The organism is Pseudomonas sp. FSL W5-0203 (genome assembly GCF_001896155.1).
GTDB lineage: Bacteria > Pseudomonadota > Gammaproteobacteria > Pseudomonadales > Pseudomonadaceae > Aquipseudomonas > Aquipseudomonas paracarnis.
The window spans coordinates 52593-69980 of sequence record NZ_MPOR01000012.1 but is presented as its reverse complement, the minus strand read 5'-3'; the positions used below and the strand labels follow the sequence as shown (position 1 = coordinate 69980).

Annotated in this window: 14 protein-coding genes; 4 read left to right on the top strand and 10 right to left on the bottom strand. The window is 58.9% G+C overall.

Translation table 11 applies throughout. The features are described from left to right. The 6 genes from odhB to sdhC form a co-directional block, all read right to left on the bottom strand. Entirely contained in the window at positions 1 to 1224 is a 1224-nt protein-coding gene (gene odhB, locus BOP96_RS13495) for a 2-oxoglutarate dehydrogenase complex dihydrolipoyllysine-residue succinyltransferase (RefSeq protein WP_014717732.1), read from the bottom strand. Positions 1225 to 1268: 44 nt separating this feature from the next. After that, positions 1269 to 4100, bottom strand: a complete 2832-nt coding sequence (locus BOP96_RS13490; protein ID WP_014717731.1) for a 2-oxoglutarate dehydrogenase E1 component — start codon at positions 4098 to 4100, stop codon at positions 1269 to 1271. A 262-nt stretch (positions 4101 to 4362) separates the two neighbouring features. Then, positions 4363 to 5067, bottom strand: coding sequence for a succinate dehydrogenase iron-sulfur subunit (locus tag BOP96_RS13485; protein ID WP_003172807.1), 705 nt, complete (start codon positions 5065 to 5067; stop codon positions 4363 to 4365). Between the two features lie 11 nt (positions 5068 to 5078). Continuing rightward, complete coding sequence (gene sdhA / locus BOP96_RS13480) at positions 5079 to 6851, bottom strand: succinate dehydrogenase flavoprotein subunit (protein WP_014717730.1); 1773 nt, start codon at positions 6849 to 6851, stop codon at positions 5079 to 5081. Positions 6852 to 6854: 3 nt separating this feature from the next. Next, entirely contained in the window at positions 6855 to 7223 is a 369-nt protein-coding gene (gene sdhD, locus BOP96_RS13475) for a succinate dehydrogenase, hydrophobic membrane anchor protein (protein ID WP_003172805.1), read from the bottom strand. Next, on the bottom strand, positions 7217 to 7591 hold the full coding sequence (gene sdhC, locus BOP96_RS13470) for a succinate dehydrogenase, cytochrome b556 subunit (protein WP_014717729.1): 375 nt from the start codon (positions 7589 to 7591) through the stop codon (positions 7217 to 7219). Before sdhC ends, sdhD begins: the two co-directional genes overlap by 7 nt. A 365-nt stretch (positions 7592 to 7956) precedes the next feature. Between sdhC and gltA the strand changes: the two genes are divergently transcribed. Next, positions 7957 to 9246: a citrate synthase gene (gene gltA, locus BOP96_RS13465; RefSeq protein ID WP_014717728.1), complete on the top strand. Its 1290-nt coding sequence runs from the start codon at positions 7957 to 7959 to the stop codon at positions 9244 to 9246. Between the two features lie 228 nt (positions 9247 to 9474). Here gltA and BOP96_RS13460 read toward each other — a convergent pair whose 3' ends face one another. From BOP96_RS13460 to BOP96_RS13450, 3 genes are all read right to left on the bottom strand, one after another. Further along, complete coding sequence (locus BOP96_RS13460) at positions 9475 to 11133, bottom strand: cation acetate symporter (RefSeq protein WP_014717727.1); 1659 nt, start codon at positions 11131 to 11133, stop codon at positions 9475 to 9477. After that, positions 11130 to 11441 (bottom strand): DUF485 domain-containing protein, encoded by a 312-nt coding sequence (locus BOP96_RS13455; protein ID WP_003190001.1) that lies wholly within the window; start codon positions 11439 to 11441, stop codon positions 11130 to 11132. The genes BOP96_RS13460 and BOP96_RS13455 overlap by 4 nt, the downstream gene beginning before the upstream one ends. Before the next feature lie 256 nt (positions 11442 to 11697). Next, positions 11698 to 12549, bottom strand: a complete 852-nt coding sequence (locus BOP96_RS13450) for a glycine betaine ABC transporter substrate-binding protein (protein ID WP_003233255.1) — start codon at positions 12547 to 12549, stop codon at positions 11698 to 11700. Positions 12550 to 12881: 332 nt separating this feature from the next. Here BOP96_RS13450 and BOP96_RS13445 point away from each other — a divergent pair, with 332 nt between their 5' ends. Further along, positions 12882 to 14435 carry a glycoside hydrolase family 17 protein gene (locus BOP96_RS13445; RefSeq protein WP_073453055.1) on the top strand — a complete coding sequence of 518 codons (1554 nt, stop codon included), beginning with the start codon at positions 12882 to 12884 and terminating at the stop codon, positions 14433 to 14435. A 106-nt stretch (positions 14436 to 14541) separates the two neighbouring features. Here the strand turns inward: BOP96_RS13445 and BOP96_RS13440 are convergent, their stop codons facing one another. Continuing rightward, positions 14542 to 14910 carry a hypothetical protein gene (locus BOP96_RS13440; protein ID WP_014717724.1) on the bottom strand — a complete coding sequence of 123 codons (369 nt, stop codon included), beginning with the start codon at positions 14908 to 14910 and terminating at the stop codon, positions 14542 to 14544. 233 nt (positions 14911 to 15143) lie between these two features. On the opposite strand from BOP96_RS13440, the gene BOP96_RS13435 reads away from it, so the two are divergent. Together BOP96_RS13435 and BOP96_RS13430 are read left to right on the top strand one after the other, a co-directional pair. Then, entirely contained in the window at positions 15144 to 16442 is a 1299-nt protein-coding gene (locus BOP96_RS13435; RefSeq protein ID WP_003189995.1) for a serine protein kinase PrkA, read from the top strand. After that, entirely contained in the window at positions 16435 to 17223 is a 789-nt protein-coding gene (locus BOP96_RS13430) for an MlaA family lipoprotein (RefSeq protein WP_014717723.1), read from the top strand. Before BOP96_RS13435 ends, BOP96_RS13430 begins: the two co-directional genes overlap by 8 nt. Positions 17224 to 17388: the final 165 nt, after the last annotated feature.

Genomic DNA, 17388 nt, shown 5'->3' with positions numbered 1-17388 from the left:
TCAGATGTCCAGGAGCAGGCGAGCCGGGTCTTCCAGCAGGTTCTTGATGGTCACCAGGAACGTCACGGCTTCTTTACCGTCGATCAGGCGGTGATCGTAAGACAGTGCCAGGTACATCATTGGGCGGATCACGACTTGGCCGTTGATGGCCATCGGACGCTGGATGATGTTGTGCATGCCCAGGATCGCGGCCTGCGGTGGGTTGACGATCGGCGTCGACATCATCGAACCGAAGGTACCACCGTTGGTGATGGTGAAGGTACCGCCGGTCATCTCGTCGATGGTCAGCTTGCCGTCACGGGCTTTCTTGCCGAAGCCAGCGATGCCGCCTTCGATTTCGGCCAGGCTCATCAGCTCGGCGTTACGCAGGACTGGAACCACCAGGCCGCGGTCGCTGGAGACGGCAACGCCGATATCCGAGTAGCCGTGGTAAACGATGTCGCCGCCGTCGATCGAAGCGTTGACTGCCGGGAAGCGCTTCAGCGCTTCGGTGGCCGCTTTCACGAAGAACGACATGAAGCCCAGGCGCACACCGTTGTGGGACTTCTCAAACAGGTCCTTGTACTTCGAACGCAGGGCCATGACTTCGGTCATGTCGACTTCGTTGAAGGTGGTCAGCATCGCCATGTTCGACTGAGCTTCAACCAGGCGCTTGGCCACGGTGGCACGTACACGAGTCATCGGTACGCGCTTCTCGGTGCGGTCGCCAGCGGCAAACACAGGCGCAGCGGCAGCAGGCGCTGCAGCCTTGGCAGGTGCGGCAGCCGGAGCGTTCTTCTTGGCTTCAACTGCGGCAACCACGTCTTCCTTGGTCACACGGCCATCTTTGCCGGTGCCCTTGATGGAAGCCAGGTTGATGCCGTTTTCCTCAGCCAGTTGACGCGCAGCCGGTGCAGCGATTGGATCTTCGCCACCCGCAGCCGGTGCGGCAGGCGCAGAAGCAGCCGGTGCAGCAGCGGCAGGAGCAGGAGCAGCGGCAGCAGCGCTGCCCTCTTCGATCGAGCCCAGTACCTGGTTCGACAGAACGGTAGCGCCCTCTTCAGCAACGATTGCGCCCAGCACGCCGTCAGCTTCGGCCAACACTTCCAGAACGACTTTGTCGGTCTCGATGTCGACGATCAGGTCGTCACGCTTGACGGCCTCGCCTGGTTTCTTGTGCCAGGTGGCAACGGTGCCATCGGCAACCGATTCCGGGAATGACGGGGCTTTGATTTCGATAGCCATTATCTGTAGGTCCTTAAAATTCGGTTTCAGTCAGCGCGAAGGCGTTAAACAGTGAAAGCATCTTGCAGCAGTTTTTCCTGCTGCTCGGCGTGCATCGACGCGTAACCACAGGCAGGTGCAGCAGAAGCATCACGGCCGGCGTACTCAAGGACCAAAGCCTTGTTGTGGTTGCCGATGCTGCGACGCAGATGATGCTGGCTGCTGTACCAGGCGCCCTGGTTCATCGGTTCTTCCTGACACCACACTACGTTCGTGAGGTTGGTGTAAGGCGCGATGATCTCCATGAGGTCATCTTCCGGGAACGGATAAAGCTGCTCGATACGCACGATGGCGATGTCTTCGCGGCCTTCGGCACGGCGTTTTTCCAACAGATCGTAGTAGACCTTGCCGCTGCACAGGATCAGGCGAGTGACCTTGGCGGCGTCCAGCGTATCGATCTCTGGAATCACGGTCTGGAACGAACCTTGGGCCAGATCTTCCAAGGTCGAAACGGCCAGCTTGTGACGCAACAGCGACTTCGGCGTCAGTACCACCAGCGGCTTGCGCAGCGGACGGATCACCTGGCGACGCAGCAAGTGGTAGATCTGCGCCGGGGTCGTCGGCACGCACACCTGAATGTTGTGCTCGGCGCACAATTGCAGGTAACGCTCCAGACGGGCCGAGGAGTGCTCAGGGCCCTGACCTTCATAACCGTGTGGCAGCAGCATGGTCAGACCGCACAGACGGCCCCACTTGTGCTCGCCGCTGGTGATGAACTGGTCGATAACCACCTGGGCACCGTTGGCGAAGTCGCCGAACTGGGCTTCCCAGATCACCAGCGCGTTCGGCGTGGTGGTCGAGTAACCGTATTCGAACGCCAGTACGGCTTCTTCGGACAGGAACGAATCGTACAGGTCGAAACGTGGCTGGCCTTCGTACAGGTTCTGCAACGGGATGTAGGTGCCCGCGTCTTTCTGGTTGTGCAATACAGCATGACGGTGCGAGAACGTACCGCGGCCGATGTCCTGGCCGGTCATGCGGATCGGGTGACCTTCGAACGCCAGGGTCGCGTACGCCATGGTTTCGGCGTAACCCCAGTTGATCGGCAGGCCACCGGCTTGCATCTTCTGACGGTCTTCGTAGATCTTCGCAACCTGGCGCTGTACGACGAAGCCTTCGGGAATTTCCAGCAGCTTGGCGGACAGTTCCTGCAACGTCTTCAAATCGAACGAGGTATCGTGACGTGCAGTCCAGGTGTGACCCAGGTATGGGCGCCAGTCAACGAACAGCTCTTTGTTCGGCTCCTTGACCAGGCTTTTCACTACATGCAGGCCGTTATCCAGCGCGTTGCGGTATTCGTCGACTTTCGCCTGAACACGCGCATCGTCAACCACGCCGGCCTTGGTCAGGCTTTCGGCGTACAGCTCACGGGTGGTGCGCTGCTTGGTGATCTGCTGGTACATCAACGGCTGGGTGCCGCTTGGCTCGTCCGCTTCGTTGTGACCGCGACGGCGGTAGCAAACCAGGTCGATGACCACGTCACGCTTGAACTGCATGCGGTAGTCGACAGCCAGCTGGGTGACGAACAGCACGGCTTCCGGATCATCGCCATTCACATGGAGGATCGGCGCCTGGATCATCTTGGCAACGTCGGTGGCGTACTCGGTGGAACGCGCGTCCAACGGGTTGCTGATGGTGAAGCCCACCTGGTTGTTGATGACGATGTGAACGGTACCACCGGTCTTGAAGCCGCGAGTCTGCGACATCTGGAACGTTTCCAGGACCACGCCTTGACCGGCGAATGCCGCGTCACCGTGGATGGAAATCGGCAGAACCTTCTCACCGGTGGAATCGTTACGACGATCCTGGCGAGCACGTACCGAACCCTCGACCACTGGCGAAACGATTTCCAGGTGGGAGGGGTTGAATGCCATGGCCAGGTGAACTTCACCGCCGGTGGTCATCACGTTGGACGAGAAGCCCTGGTGGTATTTAACGTCACCGGAACCCAGCTCGACCTTCTTCTTGCCTTCGAACTCGTCGAACAGCTCACGCGGGTTCTTGCCGAAGGTGTTGACCAACACGTTCAGGCGACCACGGTGAGCCATGCCGATCACGATTTCCTTGGTGCCATAGGAACCGGAACGCTGGATCAGTTCGTCGAGCATCGGAATCAGGCTTTCGCCGCCTTCCAGGCCGAAACGTTTGGTGCCTGGGTATTTGGTGCCCAGGTATTTCTCGAGGCCTTCGGCCGCGGTCACGCGCTCCAGCAGGTGGCCGCGCACATCGGCGGACAATACCGGACGGCCACGCACGCCTTCCAGGCGGTGCTGGAACCACTGGCGCTGCTCGGAATCGGTGATGTGCGTAAATTCAGCGCCGATGGTGCGGCAATATGTCTGCTGCAACGCTTCGTGAATTTCGCGTAGGCTCGCTTCCTCTTTGCCGATGAACAGGTCGCCGGCACGGAAGGTCGTATCAAGATCGGCATTGGTCAAGCCGTAATGATTGATCGACAGGTCTGCAGGTGCAGGACGCTGCCACAGCCCCAGCGGGTCAAGCTGGGCTGCCTGGTGGCCACGCATACGGTAGGCCTGGATCAGTCGCAGTACTTCAACTTGCTTCTTCTCATGCTCACTGCTCACGCTGCCGGCGGAAACCGGTTGGGCGCGGCGCTGGTTCTTTGCCAGCAGCACGAACTGATCGCGAATTGTTGCGTGCGATACATCGGTGGCAGCGTTGCCGTCTGAAGACAACGTCTGAAATTTGGTGCGCCATTCTTCTGGCACAGCGTTAGGGTCGTGCAGGTAGAGCTCATAAAGCTCTTCCACATAGGCAGCGTTACCACCTGAAAGATAGCCGCTGTTCCACATGCGCTGCATCACGCTTTCTTGCATGCTTGGTCACCCTCGATTTGGGGACACCACCGGCGAAAACACCGAGTTTGCTTGCAAAAGGCCAAGTGCAGCGACCAAAACAAGCCACTTAGGATCACGCTGATAGTTCGGGTACCAACCCGAATGCCCCTGCTTGTCTCATTTCTTCAAAATAAGAGCCGCGGCTTTGTAAGTCGCTGCTCAAGTTAAAACTACGGCGCCGGTTGAAGCCTGCGCCGCAGCATTTACGGGCACAACGGTCCTGCTTTTACTACAACGTCAGTTACACGCCGCTCTGCAGCAGCATGTTACGGATGTGACCAATGGCCTTAGTCGGGTTCAGGCCTTTAGGACATACGTTGACGCAGTTCATGATCCCGCGGCAGCGGAATACGCTGAACGGGTCATCCAACGAAGCCAGACGCTCGGACGTCTTGGTGTCGCGGCTGTCTGCCAGGAAGCGGTAGGCTTGCAGCAGCGCAGCTGGACCCAGGAACTTGTCCGGGTTCCACCAGAAGGACGGGCAGGATGTCGAGCAGCAAGCGCACAGGATGCACTCGTACAGGCCATCGAGTTTTTCACGTTCTTCCGGGGACTGCAGACGCTCGATGGCCGGAGCCGGCGTGTCGTTCTGCAGGAACGGCTTAACTTTCTCGTATTGCTTGTAGAAGATGCTCATATCGACGACCAGGTCACGGATAACCGGCAAACCTGGCAGTGGACGAACAATCAGCTTGTTGCCTTTGACCACGGCGGACAGCGGCGTGATGCACGCCAGGCCGTTTTTGCCGTTGATGTTCATGCCGTCGGAACCGCACACACCTTCACGGCAAGAGCGACGATAGGAGAAACCCTCGTCCTGCTCTTTGATCAGTGCCAGTACATCCAGCACCATCAGGTCTTTACCACCGGTATCGACCTGGAACTCCTGCATGAACGGCGCGGCGTCCTGATCAGGGTTGTAGCGATAAACACTGACTTTCAACATGGCAGCCACCCTTAGTAAGTCCGAATCTTCGGTTCAAACGTCGGCACCGTCTTCGGCGAGAAGTTCACGGCACGCTTGGTTACGCGCTTGTCACCCGGGAAGTACAGGGTGTGGCACAACCAGTTTTCGTCGTCGCGATCTTCAAAGTCTTCACGAGCGTGAGCACCACGGGATTCTTTACGAACCTCGGCGGCGATCGCCGTCGCTTCAGCCACTTCCAGCAGGTTTTGCAGCTCAAGGGCTTCGATACGAGCAGTGTTGAACGCCTGGCTCTTATCGTTGATTTTGACGTTGGCGATGCGCTTGCGCAGGTCAGCCAGCTGGGCGATGCCCTTCTGCATGTATTCGCCGGTACGGAACACACCGAAGTAGTTCTGCATGCAGCTTTGCAGCTCGCGACGCAGGGTTGCCACGTCTTCGCCATCCGTGCGCTCGTTCAGAGCGTTCAGACGCGCCAGGGCCGCTTCGATGTTGGCGTCGGTGGCGTCATCGTATTCGATACCGTCAGTCAGCGCCTTCTCAAGGTGCAGGCCGGCCGCACGGCCGAATACCACCAGGTCGAGCAGCGAGTTGCCGCCCAGGCGGTTGGCACCGTGAACCGATACGCAAGCCACTTCACCTACTGCGAACAGACCATGGATGATCTCGTCCTGGCCGTCGGCGTTCTGGGTGATTGCCTGGCCGTGAATGTTGGTCGGCACGCCGCCCATCATATAGTGGCAAGTTGGAACCACCGGAACCGGAGCAACTACCGGGTCAACGTGGGCGAAGGTCTTGGACAGCTCGCAGATACCAGGCAGGCGGCTGTGCAGCACTTCTTCACCCAGGTGATCGAGCTTGAGCAGTACGTGGTCGCCATTCGGGCCACAGCCGTTACCGGCGATGATCTCTTTAACCATCGAACGTGCCACAACGTCACGGCCAGCCAAGTCTTTGGCGTTCGGAGCATAACGCTCCATGAAACGCTCGCCGTGCTTGTTGATCAGGTAACCACCTTCACCACGGCAACCTTCGGTCACCAGCACACCGGCGCCGGCGATGCCGGTCGGGTGGAACTGCCACATTTCGATGTCTTGTACCGGTACGCCAGCACGCAGGGCCATGCCGACGCCGTCGCCGGTGTTGATCAGGGCATTGGTGGTAGAAGCGTAGATACGACCTGCACCACCGGTCGCCAACACAGTCGCCTTGGCGCGGATGTAGGTGGTTTCACCGGTTTCGATGCAGATGGCGATCACACCGACGAACTCGCCCTTGCCGTTCTTCACCAGATCAACCGCGTAGTACTCGTTCAGGAACGTGGTACCGGCTTTCAGGTTGCCTTGGTAAAGGGTATGCAGCAGCGCGTGACCGGTACGGTCGGACGCAGCGCAAGTACGGGCAGCTTGGCCGCCTTTACCGTAATCCTTGGACTGGCCACCGAATGGACGCTGGTAGATACGGCCTTGCTCGGTACGGGAGAACGGCAGACCCATGTGGTCCAGCTCGAACACCGCGGCCGGGCCTTCCTGACACATGTATTCGATAGCGTCCTGGTCACCGATATAGTCGGAACCCTTGACGGTATCGTACATGTGCCAGCGCCAGTCATCGTTAGGGTCGGCGGAGGCGATGGCGCAGGTGATACCACCCTGGGCCGATACGGTGTGGGAACGCGTCGGGAACACCTTGGTGATCACGGCCGTCTTGTGACCGCCCTGGGCCAGCTGCAGCGCAGCGCGCATGCCAGCACCGCCGCCACCAATAATGATGGCGTCGAATGAAATAGTTGGAATGTTAGCCATGAATCAGATACCCCAAAGAATCTGCACACCCCAGACGAAGTAAGCGAACATCGCGACGCCGCATACTGCCTGGAAGAGGAAACGTACTGCAGTCGCGGACTTGCCCAGCGCCATCGGCGTCAGGTAGTCAGTCGCGATGGTCCACATGCCAACCCAGGCGTGAGCGCCCAGGGCTACAAGGGCCAGCAGACTGAAGATTCGCATCGCATTGTGGGAAAACAGGCCGTGCCATTGCTCATAGCCGATGCCCGGGTTTGCGACGAGGTATCCGATCAGGAAAATGAAATAAGCCGCGAGAACGACCGCAGACACACGCTGTGCCATCCAGTCATAGAGGCCCGAACGCGACAGATTCGTTACGCTGGTTACCATATCCAAACTCCTGCCAGAACGATCAGCACCACGGAAATGGCGACGATGATTTTCGAGCCCAGGCGGCCGCCTTCCAGCGTCTCACCGATGCCCATGTCCATGATCAAGTGGCGCACACCGGCTACCAGGTGATACAGAAGAGAGGACAGGAGGCCCCATGCTACGAACTTGGCCAGCGGGCTGGTCAAGCATGCCTTCACCTCGGCGTATCCTTCCTCGGAACCCAGGGATTTGCTCAATGCATAAAGCATGATGCCCAAGCCCAGGAATAGGATGATGCCGGAAACACGGTGCAGGAACGACGTAACGCCGGTGATGGGGAGTTTGATGGTCCTTAGGTCTAGGTTTACAGGTCGTTGGCTATTCACGGCTTTTTTTCACACTGAAGAGCCCCTAACAATCAGGGCAAAGTTGTTGGGGAGTGCGACTGGTCAGGTAAGCACCACCCAGGGAGTGCGACCCCCAATGAAAGCAAGCCCAAAAGCCCTTGGCGGTCGGTGGCCGAGTATAGACAGTTAGGTTACTAATGACAACGCGCACACCTCACCCTAATAGCTGATTGCGCTGGCGGGATAAAAGGCGTAAATGGCAGTCAATTTCGACGAAAAAGTACGGTTAAAGCCTTCTGGCGCAAGACTTTAGGCAAATTGACATCTGGATTTATATCAATATAGTGGTGCGGGCCCTGCGTGGGGGGTCTGTCTGATGATTTGAAGCATAAATAGGAGGCCACATGGCTGACAAAAAAGCGCAGTTGATCATCGAGGGCGCAGCCCCCGTCGAGCTGCCCATTTTAACCGGCACCGTTGGTCCCGATGTTATCGACGTACGGGGCCTGACGGCCACGGGCCGTTTTACTTTCGACCCAGGCTTCATGTCGACCGCGTCCTGCGAGTCGAAGATCACCTATATCGATGGTGATAATGGCATTCTGCTTCATCGCGGCTACCCGATCGAGCAACTGGCTGAAAAGTCGGACTACCTGGAAACCTGCTACCTGCTGCTAAATGGCGAATTGCCAACAGCCGAGCAGAAAGCCCAGTTCGTCAGCACCGTGAAGAACCACACCATGGTTCACGAGCAGTTGAAGACCTTCTTCAACGGCTTCCGTCGCGACGCCCACCCGATGGCCGTCATGTGCGGTGTAGTAGGCGCCCTGTCGGCCTTCTATCACGACTCCCTGGACATCAATAACCCGCAGCATCGCGAAATTTCCGCGATCCGCCTGGTTGCCAAGATGCCTACCCTGGCCGCAATGGTTTACAAGTACTCCATGGGCCAACCCATGATGTACCCGCGCAACGACCTGACGTACGCGGAAAACTTCCTGCACATGATGTTCAACACCCCGTGCGAGATCAAACCGATCAGCCCGGTGCTCGCCAAGGCCATGGACCGGATCTTCATCCTCCACGCCGACCATGAGCAGAACGCTTCCACCTCTACCGTGCGCCTGGCGGGCTCTTCGGGTGCCAACCCGTTCGCCTGTATTGCCGCCGGTATCGCCGCACTGTGGGGCCCTGCCCACGGCGGTGCGAACGAAGCCGTATTGACCATGCTCGATGAAATCGGCGATGTGTCCAACATCGACACCTTCATCGCCAAGGCCAAGGACAAGAACGATCCGTTCAAGTTGATGGGCTTCGGTCACCGGGTCTACAAGAACCGCGACCCGCGCGCTACTGTCATGAAGCAGACCTGCGACGAAGTGTTGAAGGAACTGGGCATCAAGAACGATCCGCAACTCGAACTGGCCATGCGCCTGGAAGAGATCGCCCTGACCGACCCGTACTTCATCGAACGTTCTCTGTACCCGAACGTCGACTTCTACTCGGGGATCATCCTCAAGGCGATCGGCATTCCAACCAGCATGTTCACCGTGATCTTCGCCCTGGCGCGGACCGTGGGCTGGATCTCCCACTGGAAAGAAATGCTCTCCAGCCCGTACAAGATTGGCCGCCCGCGCCAGCTGTACACCGGCTACGAGTCGCGTGACATCACCAAGCTGGAAGACCGCAAGTAAGCATTCAACTGCTTAGCTGCATTGAGAACGGCCTCCCTTAGTGGAGGCCGTTTTTGTTGGTGTGGCCTGATCTACCGTCATCGCAGGCAAGCCAGCTCCCACATTGGACCGCATTCCAACAAAAGGACACGACCCAGTGTGGGAGCCGGGCTTGCCCGCGATGAGGCCAGCCCAGGCAAAAAAATACCCCGGCCTTGCGACCGGGGTATCTCTTATGCAGCTGACGACTTAGTGATTAACCGCCCCACTCGCCCCCAGGCCAGTCTGCGAACGCACAAACTGTGGGAAGTACAGCGCACGCTCTTTCTCCGCCGCCGCCGACTTGTCGGTGATGGAGAAGAACCAGATGCCGACGAACGCGATGATCATCGAGAACAGCGCCGGGTACTCGTACGGGAAGATCGCCTTTTCATGGTGCAGGATCGACACCCAGATGGTCGGACCGAGGATCATCAGGCCCACGGCGCTGATCAAGCCCAGCCAGCCGCCAATCATGGCACCACGGGTGGTGAGGTTTTTCCAGTACATGGAAAGCAGCAGCACCGGGAAGTTACAGCTGGCGGCGATGGAGAACGCCAGGCCGACCATGAACGCGATGTTCTGGCTTTCGAACAGGATACCCAGGCCGATGGCCAATACACCCAAGGCTACGGTAGTGATCTTCGACACGCGAATCTCATCTTTCTCGTTGGCCTTGCCCTTCTTGATCACGCTGGCATACAGGTCATGGGACACCGCCGAAGCACCCGCCAGGGTCAAGCCGGCAACCACCGCCAGGATGGTGGCAAACGCCACGGCCGAGATGAAGCCCAGGAAGATACTGCCACCCACCGCGTTGGCCAGGTGCACCGCCGCCATGTTGTTACCGCCGAGCAAGGCGCCCGCTGCATCCTTGAACGCCGGGTTGGTGCTGACCAAAAGGATCGCGCCGAAGCCGATGATAAAGGTCAGGATATAGAAGTAGCCGATGAAGCCGGTTGCGTACAGCACGCTCTTACGCGCTTCCTTGGCGTCGCTTACCGTGAAAAAGCGCATCAGGATGTGCGGCAGGCCAGCGGTACCGAACATCAGTGCCAGGCCCAGGGAGAATGCCGAGATCGGGTCTTTCACCAGGCCGCCGGGGCTCATGATCGCCTCACCTTTGGGGTGAACCTTGATCGCCTCGGAGAACAGCATGTTGAAATCGAAGTTGACGTGCTTCATCACCATCAGCGCCATGAACGAGGCACCGGACAGCAACAGCACCGCCTTGATGATCTGCACCCAGGTGGTCGCCAACATGCCGCCGAACAGCACGTACAGGCACATCAGGATACCCACCAGGATCACCGCCACATGGTAATCAAGGCCAAACAGCAGCTGGATCAGCTTGCCCGCGCCGACCATCTGCGCGATCAGGTAGAACGCCACCACCACCAGCGAGCCACACGCCGACAGGCTGCGGATCTGGGTTTGCCCCAGGCGATAGGACGCCACGTCGGCAAAGGTGTATTTGCCCAGGTTACGCAAGCGCTCGGCGATCAGGAACAGAATGATCGGCCAGCCCACAAGGAAGCCGATCGAGTAGATCAAGCCGTCATAGCCGGAGGTGAACACCAGCGCGGAAATCCCCAGGAAGGACGCCGCCGACATGTAGTCACCGGCAATCGCCAGACCGTTCTGGAAACCGGTGATCTTGCCGCCCGCCGCATAGTAGTCCGCCGCTGACTTGTTGCGCTTGGACGCCCAATAAGTGATGCACAGGGTGGCGCCGACAAACGCGACGAACATCACAATGGCCGAGATGTTCAGCGGTTGCTTGTGCACTTCACCGGTCAATGCGTCCGCCGCCCAAACGGCCGGAGCCAACAGCGAAGCACCGAATAGAGCCAATAGACGCCGGATCATTGCGCAGCCTCCTTGAGAATCGCATTGTTCAGGTCGTCAAATTCGCCGTTGGCCCGACGCACGTAGATGCCGGTGAGAATGAAGGCCGACACAATCAGCCCGACGCCCAGGGGGATGCCCCAGGTAATCGAGGAACCGGGGCTGATCTTGGCCCCCAGCACTTGTGGCCCGTAGGCGATCAACAGGATGAAAGCGGAGTAAAGCCCTAGCATGATCGCCGAAAGAATCCAGGCGAACCTTTCCCTTTTCCTGACCAGCTCCTTGAAACGCGGGCTGTTTTGAATCGAGAGGTAAATGCTGTCGTTCATTGTTTTTATCCTCGCAGCACAGCTTTTTATTATTTTGGAACGTATCCACTGTATGCGGCTGCGCAATGGGTTCCAGACGACCTTAGTAGTAGATCGAGTGTAGCGAGGGATTGCTGGGGCGCAGGAAGATTTGAGTCAGTGCAAAACGAATGTGGGAGGGGGCTTGCTCCCGAAAGCGGTGTGCCAGTCAAAAATCTGTGACTGGCACACCGCTTTCGGGAGCAAGCCCCCTCCCACAGGGTTGCATCGGTGGCTTTTATTTAGCGGTCCATTCGGCAACGCGCTCGGGGTGCTTGGCTACCCAGTCCTTGGCCGCGGCGTCCGGCTTGGCGCCTTCTTGAATCGCCAGCATGACTTCACCGATTTCATCCTTGGAGGCCCACTGGAATTTCTTCAGGAAGGCTGCGACTTCCGGCGCTTTCTTCTCCAGGCCCTTGCTGCCGATGCTGTTGACGGTTTCCGCAGCACCATAAATTCCTTTTGGGTCGTCCAGGAAACGCAGTTTCCACTTGGCGAACATCCAGTGCGGTACCCAACCGGTGACCGCAATCGACTCCTGCTTGTCTTCGGCGCGGGTCAGTTCGGCAATCATCGCCGCACCCGAGCTGGCTTGCAGTTTGTAGTCCAGGCCATATTGCTTGATGGCTTCGTCGGTCTTGAGCATTACGCCTGAACCGGCGTCGATGCCGACGATCTTGTTCTTGAAGGTGGTGTCGGTCTTGAGGTCTTCGATGGACTTGGCCTTGACGTACTCCGGCACGATCAGGCCGATCTTGGCGTCCTTGAAGTTGGGGCCGTAGTCGACCACCTTGTCCTTGTTCTTGGTCCAGTATTCCCCGTGGGTCACCGGCAGCCAGGCGGAGAGCATGGCATCGAGTTTGCCAGTGGCAACGCCCTGCCACATGATCCCGGTGGCAACCGCTTGCAGTTTTACGTCGTAGCCGAGTTTTTGCTTGATCACCTCTGCCGCCACATGAGTGGTGGCCACGCTGTCGGACCAGCCGTCCACGTAGCCGATGCTCAGGGTCTTGCTGTCGGCACTGGCCAGTGTGGAGCCCATCGCAACTACCAGAGTGGCAGCTGCGCCCAAGAGTCGTCGCATCTTCATAGTACTTCCCCGAAAGTGCTGCGCCCGACGGATGCCGAGCGACGTCAAACTGTTGTTATAGGGTGCACCGCGCCCCCTTCACGCGCATCGATCCGGTTGCTGAGGCATCAGTGGAGTACTGACAGTTTTATCTTCAACCTGCGTAGGCATTTGCCCTGCTCTGTCAGCGACCTTGGTTGAGCAGGAAACGACATCACATCGCCAGCAGGACGCTTTGTAGGCGTTATCGCCAGAATCCCGCCCGAAGTTTGCATGTCAAAATTATGCAGCCGCACTGGGCTGCGGCAAATCCGGGTAAGATGCGCGCCTTTGCTCCCCCAGATAAGCCGACCATGCCCGCGACTGCCCGCTTCCCTGCCCTGCCCTATTTCTTCGCCTTGATCCTCGGCGTGCTTGCCCTTGTCGGCTACTGGTACGGCCTCGGCCGGCCCGTGGTGTTGCCAGACGTCGCCAGCGCCAGCCATAAGCTGCAATGTGCGTCCTACACACCGTTCGACAAAGACCAGTCCCCATTCGACCAACCGTTCACGCTGCGCCCCGAGCGCATGGACGCCGACCTGGCGCTACTGGCTACGCGCTTTGAATGCATTCGCACCTATTCCATGACCGGCCTGGAGGCCCTGCCGGACATGGCGCGCAAGCATGGGTTGAAAGTGATGGCCGGGGCCTGGGTCAGCAGCGACCCTGTGGCGACCGAAAAAGAGATCAACGAGTTGATCGCGGCGGCCAACGCTAGCCCGGATGTAGTGACCTCGGTGATCGTCGGCAACGAAGCCCTGCTGCGCAAGGAAGTTACTGCCAAGCAACTGGTGGCGCTGATCCATCAGGTTAAAAGCCAGATCAAGCAGCCCGTCACCTATGCCGATGTCTGGGAGTTCTGGTTGCAACACCCGGAAATCGAGCCGGCGGTGGACTTCCTGACCATTCACCTGTTGCCGTATTGGGAAGATGAGCCGTCCGGCATCGACCAGGCGCTCAAGCACGTGGGCGATGTGCGCCAGACCTTCGGCCATAAATTCGCGCCCAAGGACATCGTGATCGGCGAAACCGGCTGGCCCAGCGAAGGCCGACAGCGCGAAACCGCCGTGCCCAGCCGGGTCAATGAGGCCAGGTTCATGCGCGGCTTCGTGGCCATGGCCGAAGCCAATGGCTGGCGCTACAACCTGATCGAAGCCTTTGACCAGCCATGGAAACGTGCGAGTGAAGGGGCTGTGGGTGGTTACTGGGGGCTGTTCGATGCAGACCGTCAGGACAAAGGTATCCTCGCCGGCCCGGTGACCAATGTGCCCTACTGGCGGCTGTGGCTGGGCGTCGGCGGGCTCATCCTGCTTGGCACCCTGGTGCTCGGCGGCCGCGTTCGCAGCACTCGCTCTGCATTAATACTGCCGTTGCTAGGGGCCGTCGCAGCGTGCTCCATCGGCAGTTGGGCCGAACTGACCCGCGTTACCGCGCGCTTCAGCGATGAATGGGTATGGGCAGGCTTGCTGGTGATGTTGAACTTGCTGGTGCTGGCCCACGCCGCACTCGCCCTCAGCGCACGGGAAGGCTGGCGTGAGCGCGGGTTCAGCTGGCTGGAGCAACGCGCGGGCTGGCTGATGGCAATCGCCGGGTTTGCCGGTGCGGTGATGATGCTAGCGCTGGTGTTTGACCCGCGCTATCGCAGCTTCCCAAGCGCGGCGCTGGTGTTGCCGGCCCTGGTGTACCTGGTACGCCCGGTGACCGGACCACGTCGGGAGATTGCGTTGCTGGCCTTTATCATCGGTACCGGCGTTGCGCCGCAGTTGTACCGTGAAGGGCTGTTGAACCAGCAGGCCTGGGGTTGGGCAGTGGTCAGCGTGCTGATGGTTGCGGCTTTGTGGCGTTGCTTGCGAGTGCGCAAGGCGTAACACCGCTATCGCAGGCAAGCCAGCTCCCACAGTTGAGTGGGTTCACACATTTCTATCTGTGAGCACGGTCAAATGTGGGAGCTGGCTTGCCTGCGCTGAGGCCACATCAGGCGCCGCGCGGCTTCCTGACCAACCGCAACCCCGCAATCACCACCGCAAACACCGCAAACGTCGTGTTGTACAACGCCAGCGCCGGCAGCCCGAACACCAAGCCCACCACCGCCAACGCCCATCCCGCACGCCCCGGTACAAAAAAGCCCAGCACCGAGGTGATCAACGCCGCCCACCCCAGCAGCTTGAAATGGATCATCAAACCCAGGTTCGAACGCACCTGGCATTCCCAGCGACTGGCCTCATCAGCACAGATGCCAACCCACTGCCCATCCTCCATGAAGCCGTAGCGTGCGGCATAACTGGCGGCCAGCCATAACGGCAAGGCAATAAGCAGCAGAATCAACGGCAAACGACGGGACATGGGGCACTCCGATAGGCAAAAACGGCGCCCAGCTTAATCCCACGGCGGCCGTTAGCAAGGTGTTCGCACAGATATCTGTTCAACAAAGCATGGCAAAGTGTATCGTCTCGCTACTATTACCCCGATTCCGACGTTTTTTCCGACTTTTCGTGCCGAGTGCTGGCACTTCGGTGACAAGGCGGTGGTCATAGCCTGCGAACTTCATTCAGCCCGTTCCTCTTAGGGATTAAGTCATGCTCCGTTCCTTGCGCTGTGCTGCCTTGCTGGGCAGCCTATTTTTGAGTGCGTCAGCACTGGCCGTCGATATCGACCAAGCCAGCTATGGCTACCCTTTGACCAACCCGTTCGAAGCAACCATCGCCACCACGCCTCCCGATCTGCGGCCAACCCTGCCGACAGATGACGAGATCAACCAGTCCGACTACACCCTGACGATGCGCCCCGAGCGCGAGTTCAGCCTGCCGGACAATTTCTGGGCGGTGAAGAAACTCACTTACCGCATTGCCAAGCAGGACCGTGCTGCGCCTTTGATCTTCCTGATCGCCGGCACCGGTGCACGCTTTGATAGCAGCATCAATGAATACCTGAAAAAGCTGTATTACCAGGCCGGCTACCATGTGGTGCAGCTCTCCTCGCCAACCAGCTTCGATTTCATCAGCGCCGCTTCGCGCTTCGCCACCCCGGGCATCACCCAGGAAGACGCCGAAGACATGTACCGCGTGATGCAAGCCGTACGCGCGCAGAACGCCTCGTTGCCAGTGACTGATTTCTACCTCACCGGTTACAGCCTGGGCGCCCTGGATGCGGCGTTTGTCAGCAAGCTGGATGAGACCCGCCGTAGCTTCAACTTCAAGAAAGTGCTGCTGCTCAACCCGCCGGTCAACCTCTACACCTCGATCACCAACCTCGACAAGCTGGTACAGACCGAGGTTAAGGGCATCAACAACAGCACCACCTTCTATGAGTTGGTGCTGAGCAAACTGACGCGTTACTTCCAGCAGAAAGGCTACATCGACCTCAACGATGCCTTGCTCTATGACTTCCAGCAGTCCAAGCAGCACCTGAGCAATGAACAGATGGCCATGCTGATCGGCACCTCGTTCCGCTTCTCGGCCGCTGACATTGCGTTCACTTCGGACTTGATCAACCGCCGCGGCCTGATCATTCCACCCAAATACCCGATCACCGAAGGCACCAGCCTCACGCCGTTCCTCAAGCGTGCCCTGCAGTGTGACTTCGACTGCTACCTCACCGAACAAGTGATCCCGATGTGGCGCGCGCGTTCCGATGGCGGCAGCCTGCTGCAACTGATCGACCAGGTCAGCCTCTACGCCCTCAAGGACTACCTGCGCGACAGCCCGAAAATTGCCGTGATGCATAACGCCGACGATGTAATCCTCGGCCCTGGCGACCTGGGCTTCCTGCGTAAAACCTTCGGCGATCGCTTGACCGTCTACCCGCTGGGCGGCCATTGCGGCAACCTCAATTACCGCGTCAACGCCGACGCCATGCTGGAGTTCTTCCGTGGCTAAATATCTTCTGCTGCTCGCCGCACTGATGTGCGCAGGCGTGGCCAATGCCGACAACAGCAAGGCCCAAGAACCCGTCAAGGTCGATGCCGACGGCTTCAAGGAGCCGCTGACCAAGCTCAAGTTCAACCCAGGCTTGGACCAGCGTGAGTTCGAACGCTCCACGCTCACCGCGCTTAACGTCTACGACCCACTGGAGTCGTGGAACCGCCGCGTGTACCACTTCAACTATCGCTTCGACCAGTGGGTATTCCTGCCGGTAGTAAACGGTTACCGCTACGTCACGCCGAGCTTCCTGCGCACCGGCGTGAGCAACTTCTTCAACAATCTGGGCGATGTGCCCAACCTGATGAACAGCTTGTTGCAGCTCAAGGGCCACCGCTCGCTGGAAACCACCGGGCGCCTGCTGGTCAATACCACCATTGGCATCGCCGGCCTGTGGGACCCGGCTACCGCCATGGGCCTGCCGCGCCAGAGCGAAGACTTCGGCCAGACTCTGGGCTTCTACGGCGTACCGGGCGGCGCCTATGTGGTGTTGCCGATCTTTGGCCCGTCGAACCTGCGTGACACCACCGGCTTGCTGGTGGACTACAGCGCCGAATCGCAGATCAACTTCCTCAACGTATCCGAAGTCAGCTCCAACCATCCGGAAGTCTGGGCCCTGCGCGCCGTGGACAAGCGCTACCAGACCAGCTTCCGCTACGGCCAGATGAACTCGCCGTTCGAGTATGAGAAGGTGCGGTATATCTATACGGAATCGCGCAAATTGCAGATTGCCGAGTAAACGTCATTGACCAAAGCCAAGGTCATCGCAATGGCCTTGGCCTCAATCCTGTAAACGCCATCTATCGTCACACTTTGAGCCACTGATCACCGCCAGACGGCGAAAACAGTGGAACCTCTTGAATGAAAGTTTACACACAGGTACTGACCCGGCGGCTCACCCAAG

Coding starts and splice junctions, on each gene's coding strand:
- BOP96_RS13440 (WP_014717724.1), bottom strand. CDS start 14,910: ATGTCCCGTCGTTTGCCGTTGATTCTGCTGCTTATTGCCTTGCCGTTA.
- BOP96_RS13490 (WP_014717731.1), bottom strand. CDS start 4,100: ATGCAAGAAAGCGTGATGCAGCGCATGTGGAACAGCGGCTATCTTTCA.
- BOP96_RS13435 (WP_003189995.1), top strand. CDS start 15,144: ATGCTCCGTTCCTTGCGCTGTGCTGCCTTGCTGGGCAGCCTATTTTTG.
- BOP96_RS13450 (WP_003233255.1), bottom strand. CDS start 12,549: ATGAAGATGCGACGACTCTTGGGCGCAGCTGCCACTCTGGTAGTTGCG.
- sdhA (WP_014717730.1), bottom strand. CDS start 6,851: ATGGCTAACATTCCAACTATTTCATTCGACGCCATCATTATTGGTGGC.
- sdhD (WP_003172805.1), bottom strand. CDS start 7,223: ATGGTAACCAGCGTAACGAATCTGTCGCGTTCGGGCCTCTATGACTGG.
- BOP96_RS13455 (WP_003190001.1), bottom strand. CDS start 11,441: ATGAACGACAGCATTTACCTCTCGATTCAAAACAGCCCGCGTTTCAAG.
- odhB (WP_014717732.1), bottom strand. CDS start 1,224: ATGGCTATCGAAATCAAAGCCCCGTCATTCCCGGAATCGGTTGCCGAT.
- BOP96_RS13460 (WP_014717727.1), bottom strand. CDS start 11,133: ATGATCCGGCGTCTATTGGCTCTATTCGGTGCTTCGCTGTTGGCTCCG.
- gltA (WP_014717728.1), top strand. CDS start 7,957: ATGGCTGACAAAAAAGCGCAGTTGATCATCGAGGGCGCAGCCCCCGTC.
- BOP96_RS13485 (WP_003172807.1), bottom strand. CDS start 5,067: ATGTTGAAAGTCAGTGTTTATCGCTACAACCCTGATCAGGACGCCGCG.
- BOP96_RS13445 (WP_073453055.1), top strand. CDS start 12,882: ATGCCCGCGACTGCCCGCTTCCCTGCCCTGCCCTATTTCTTCGCCTTG.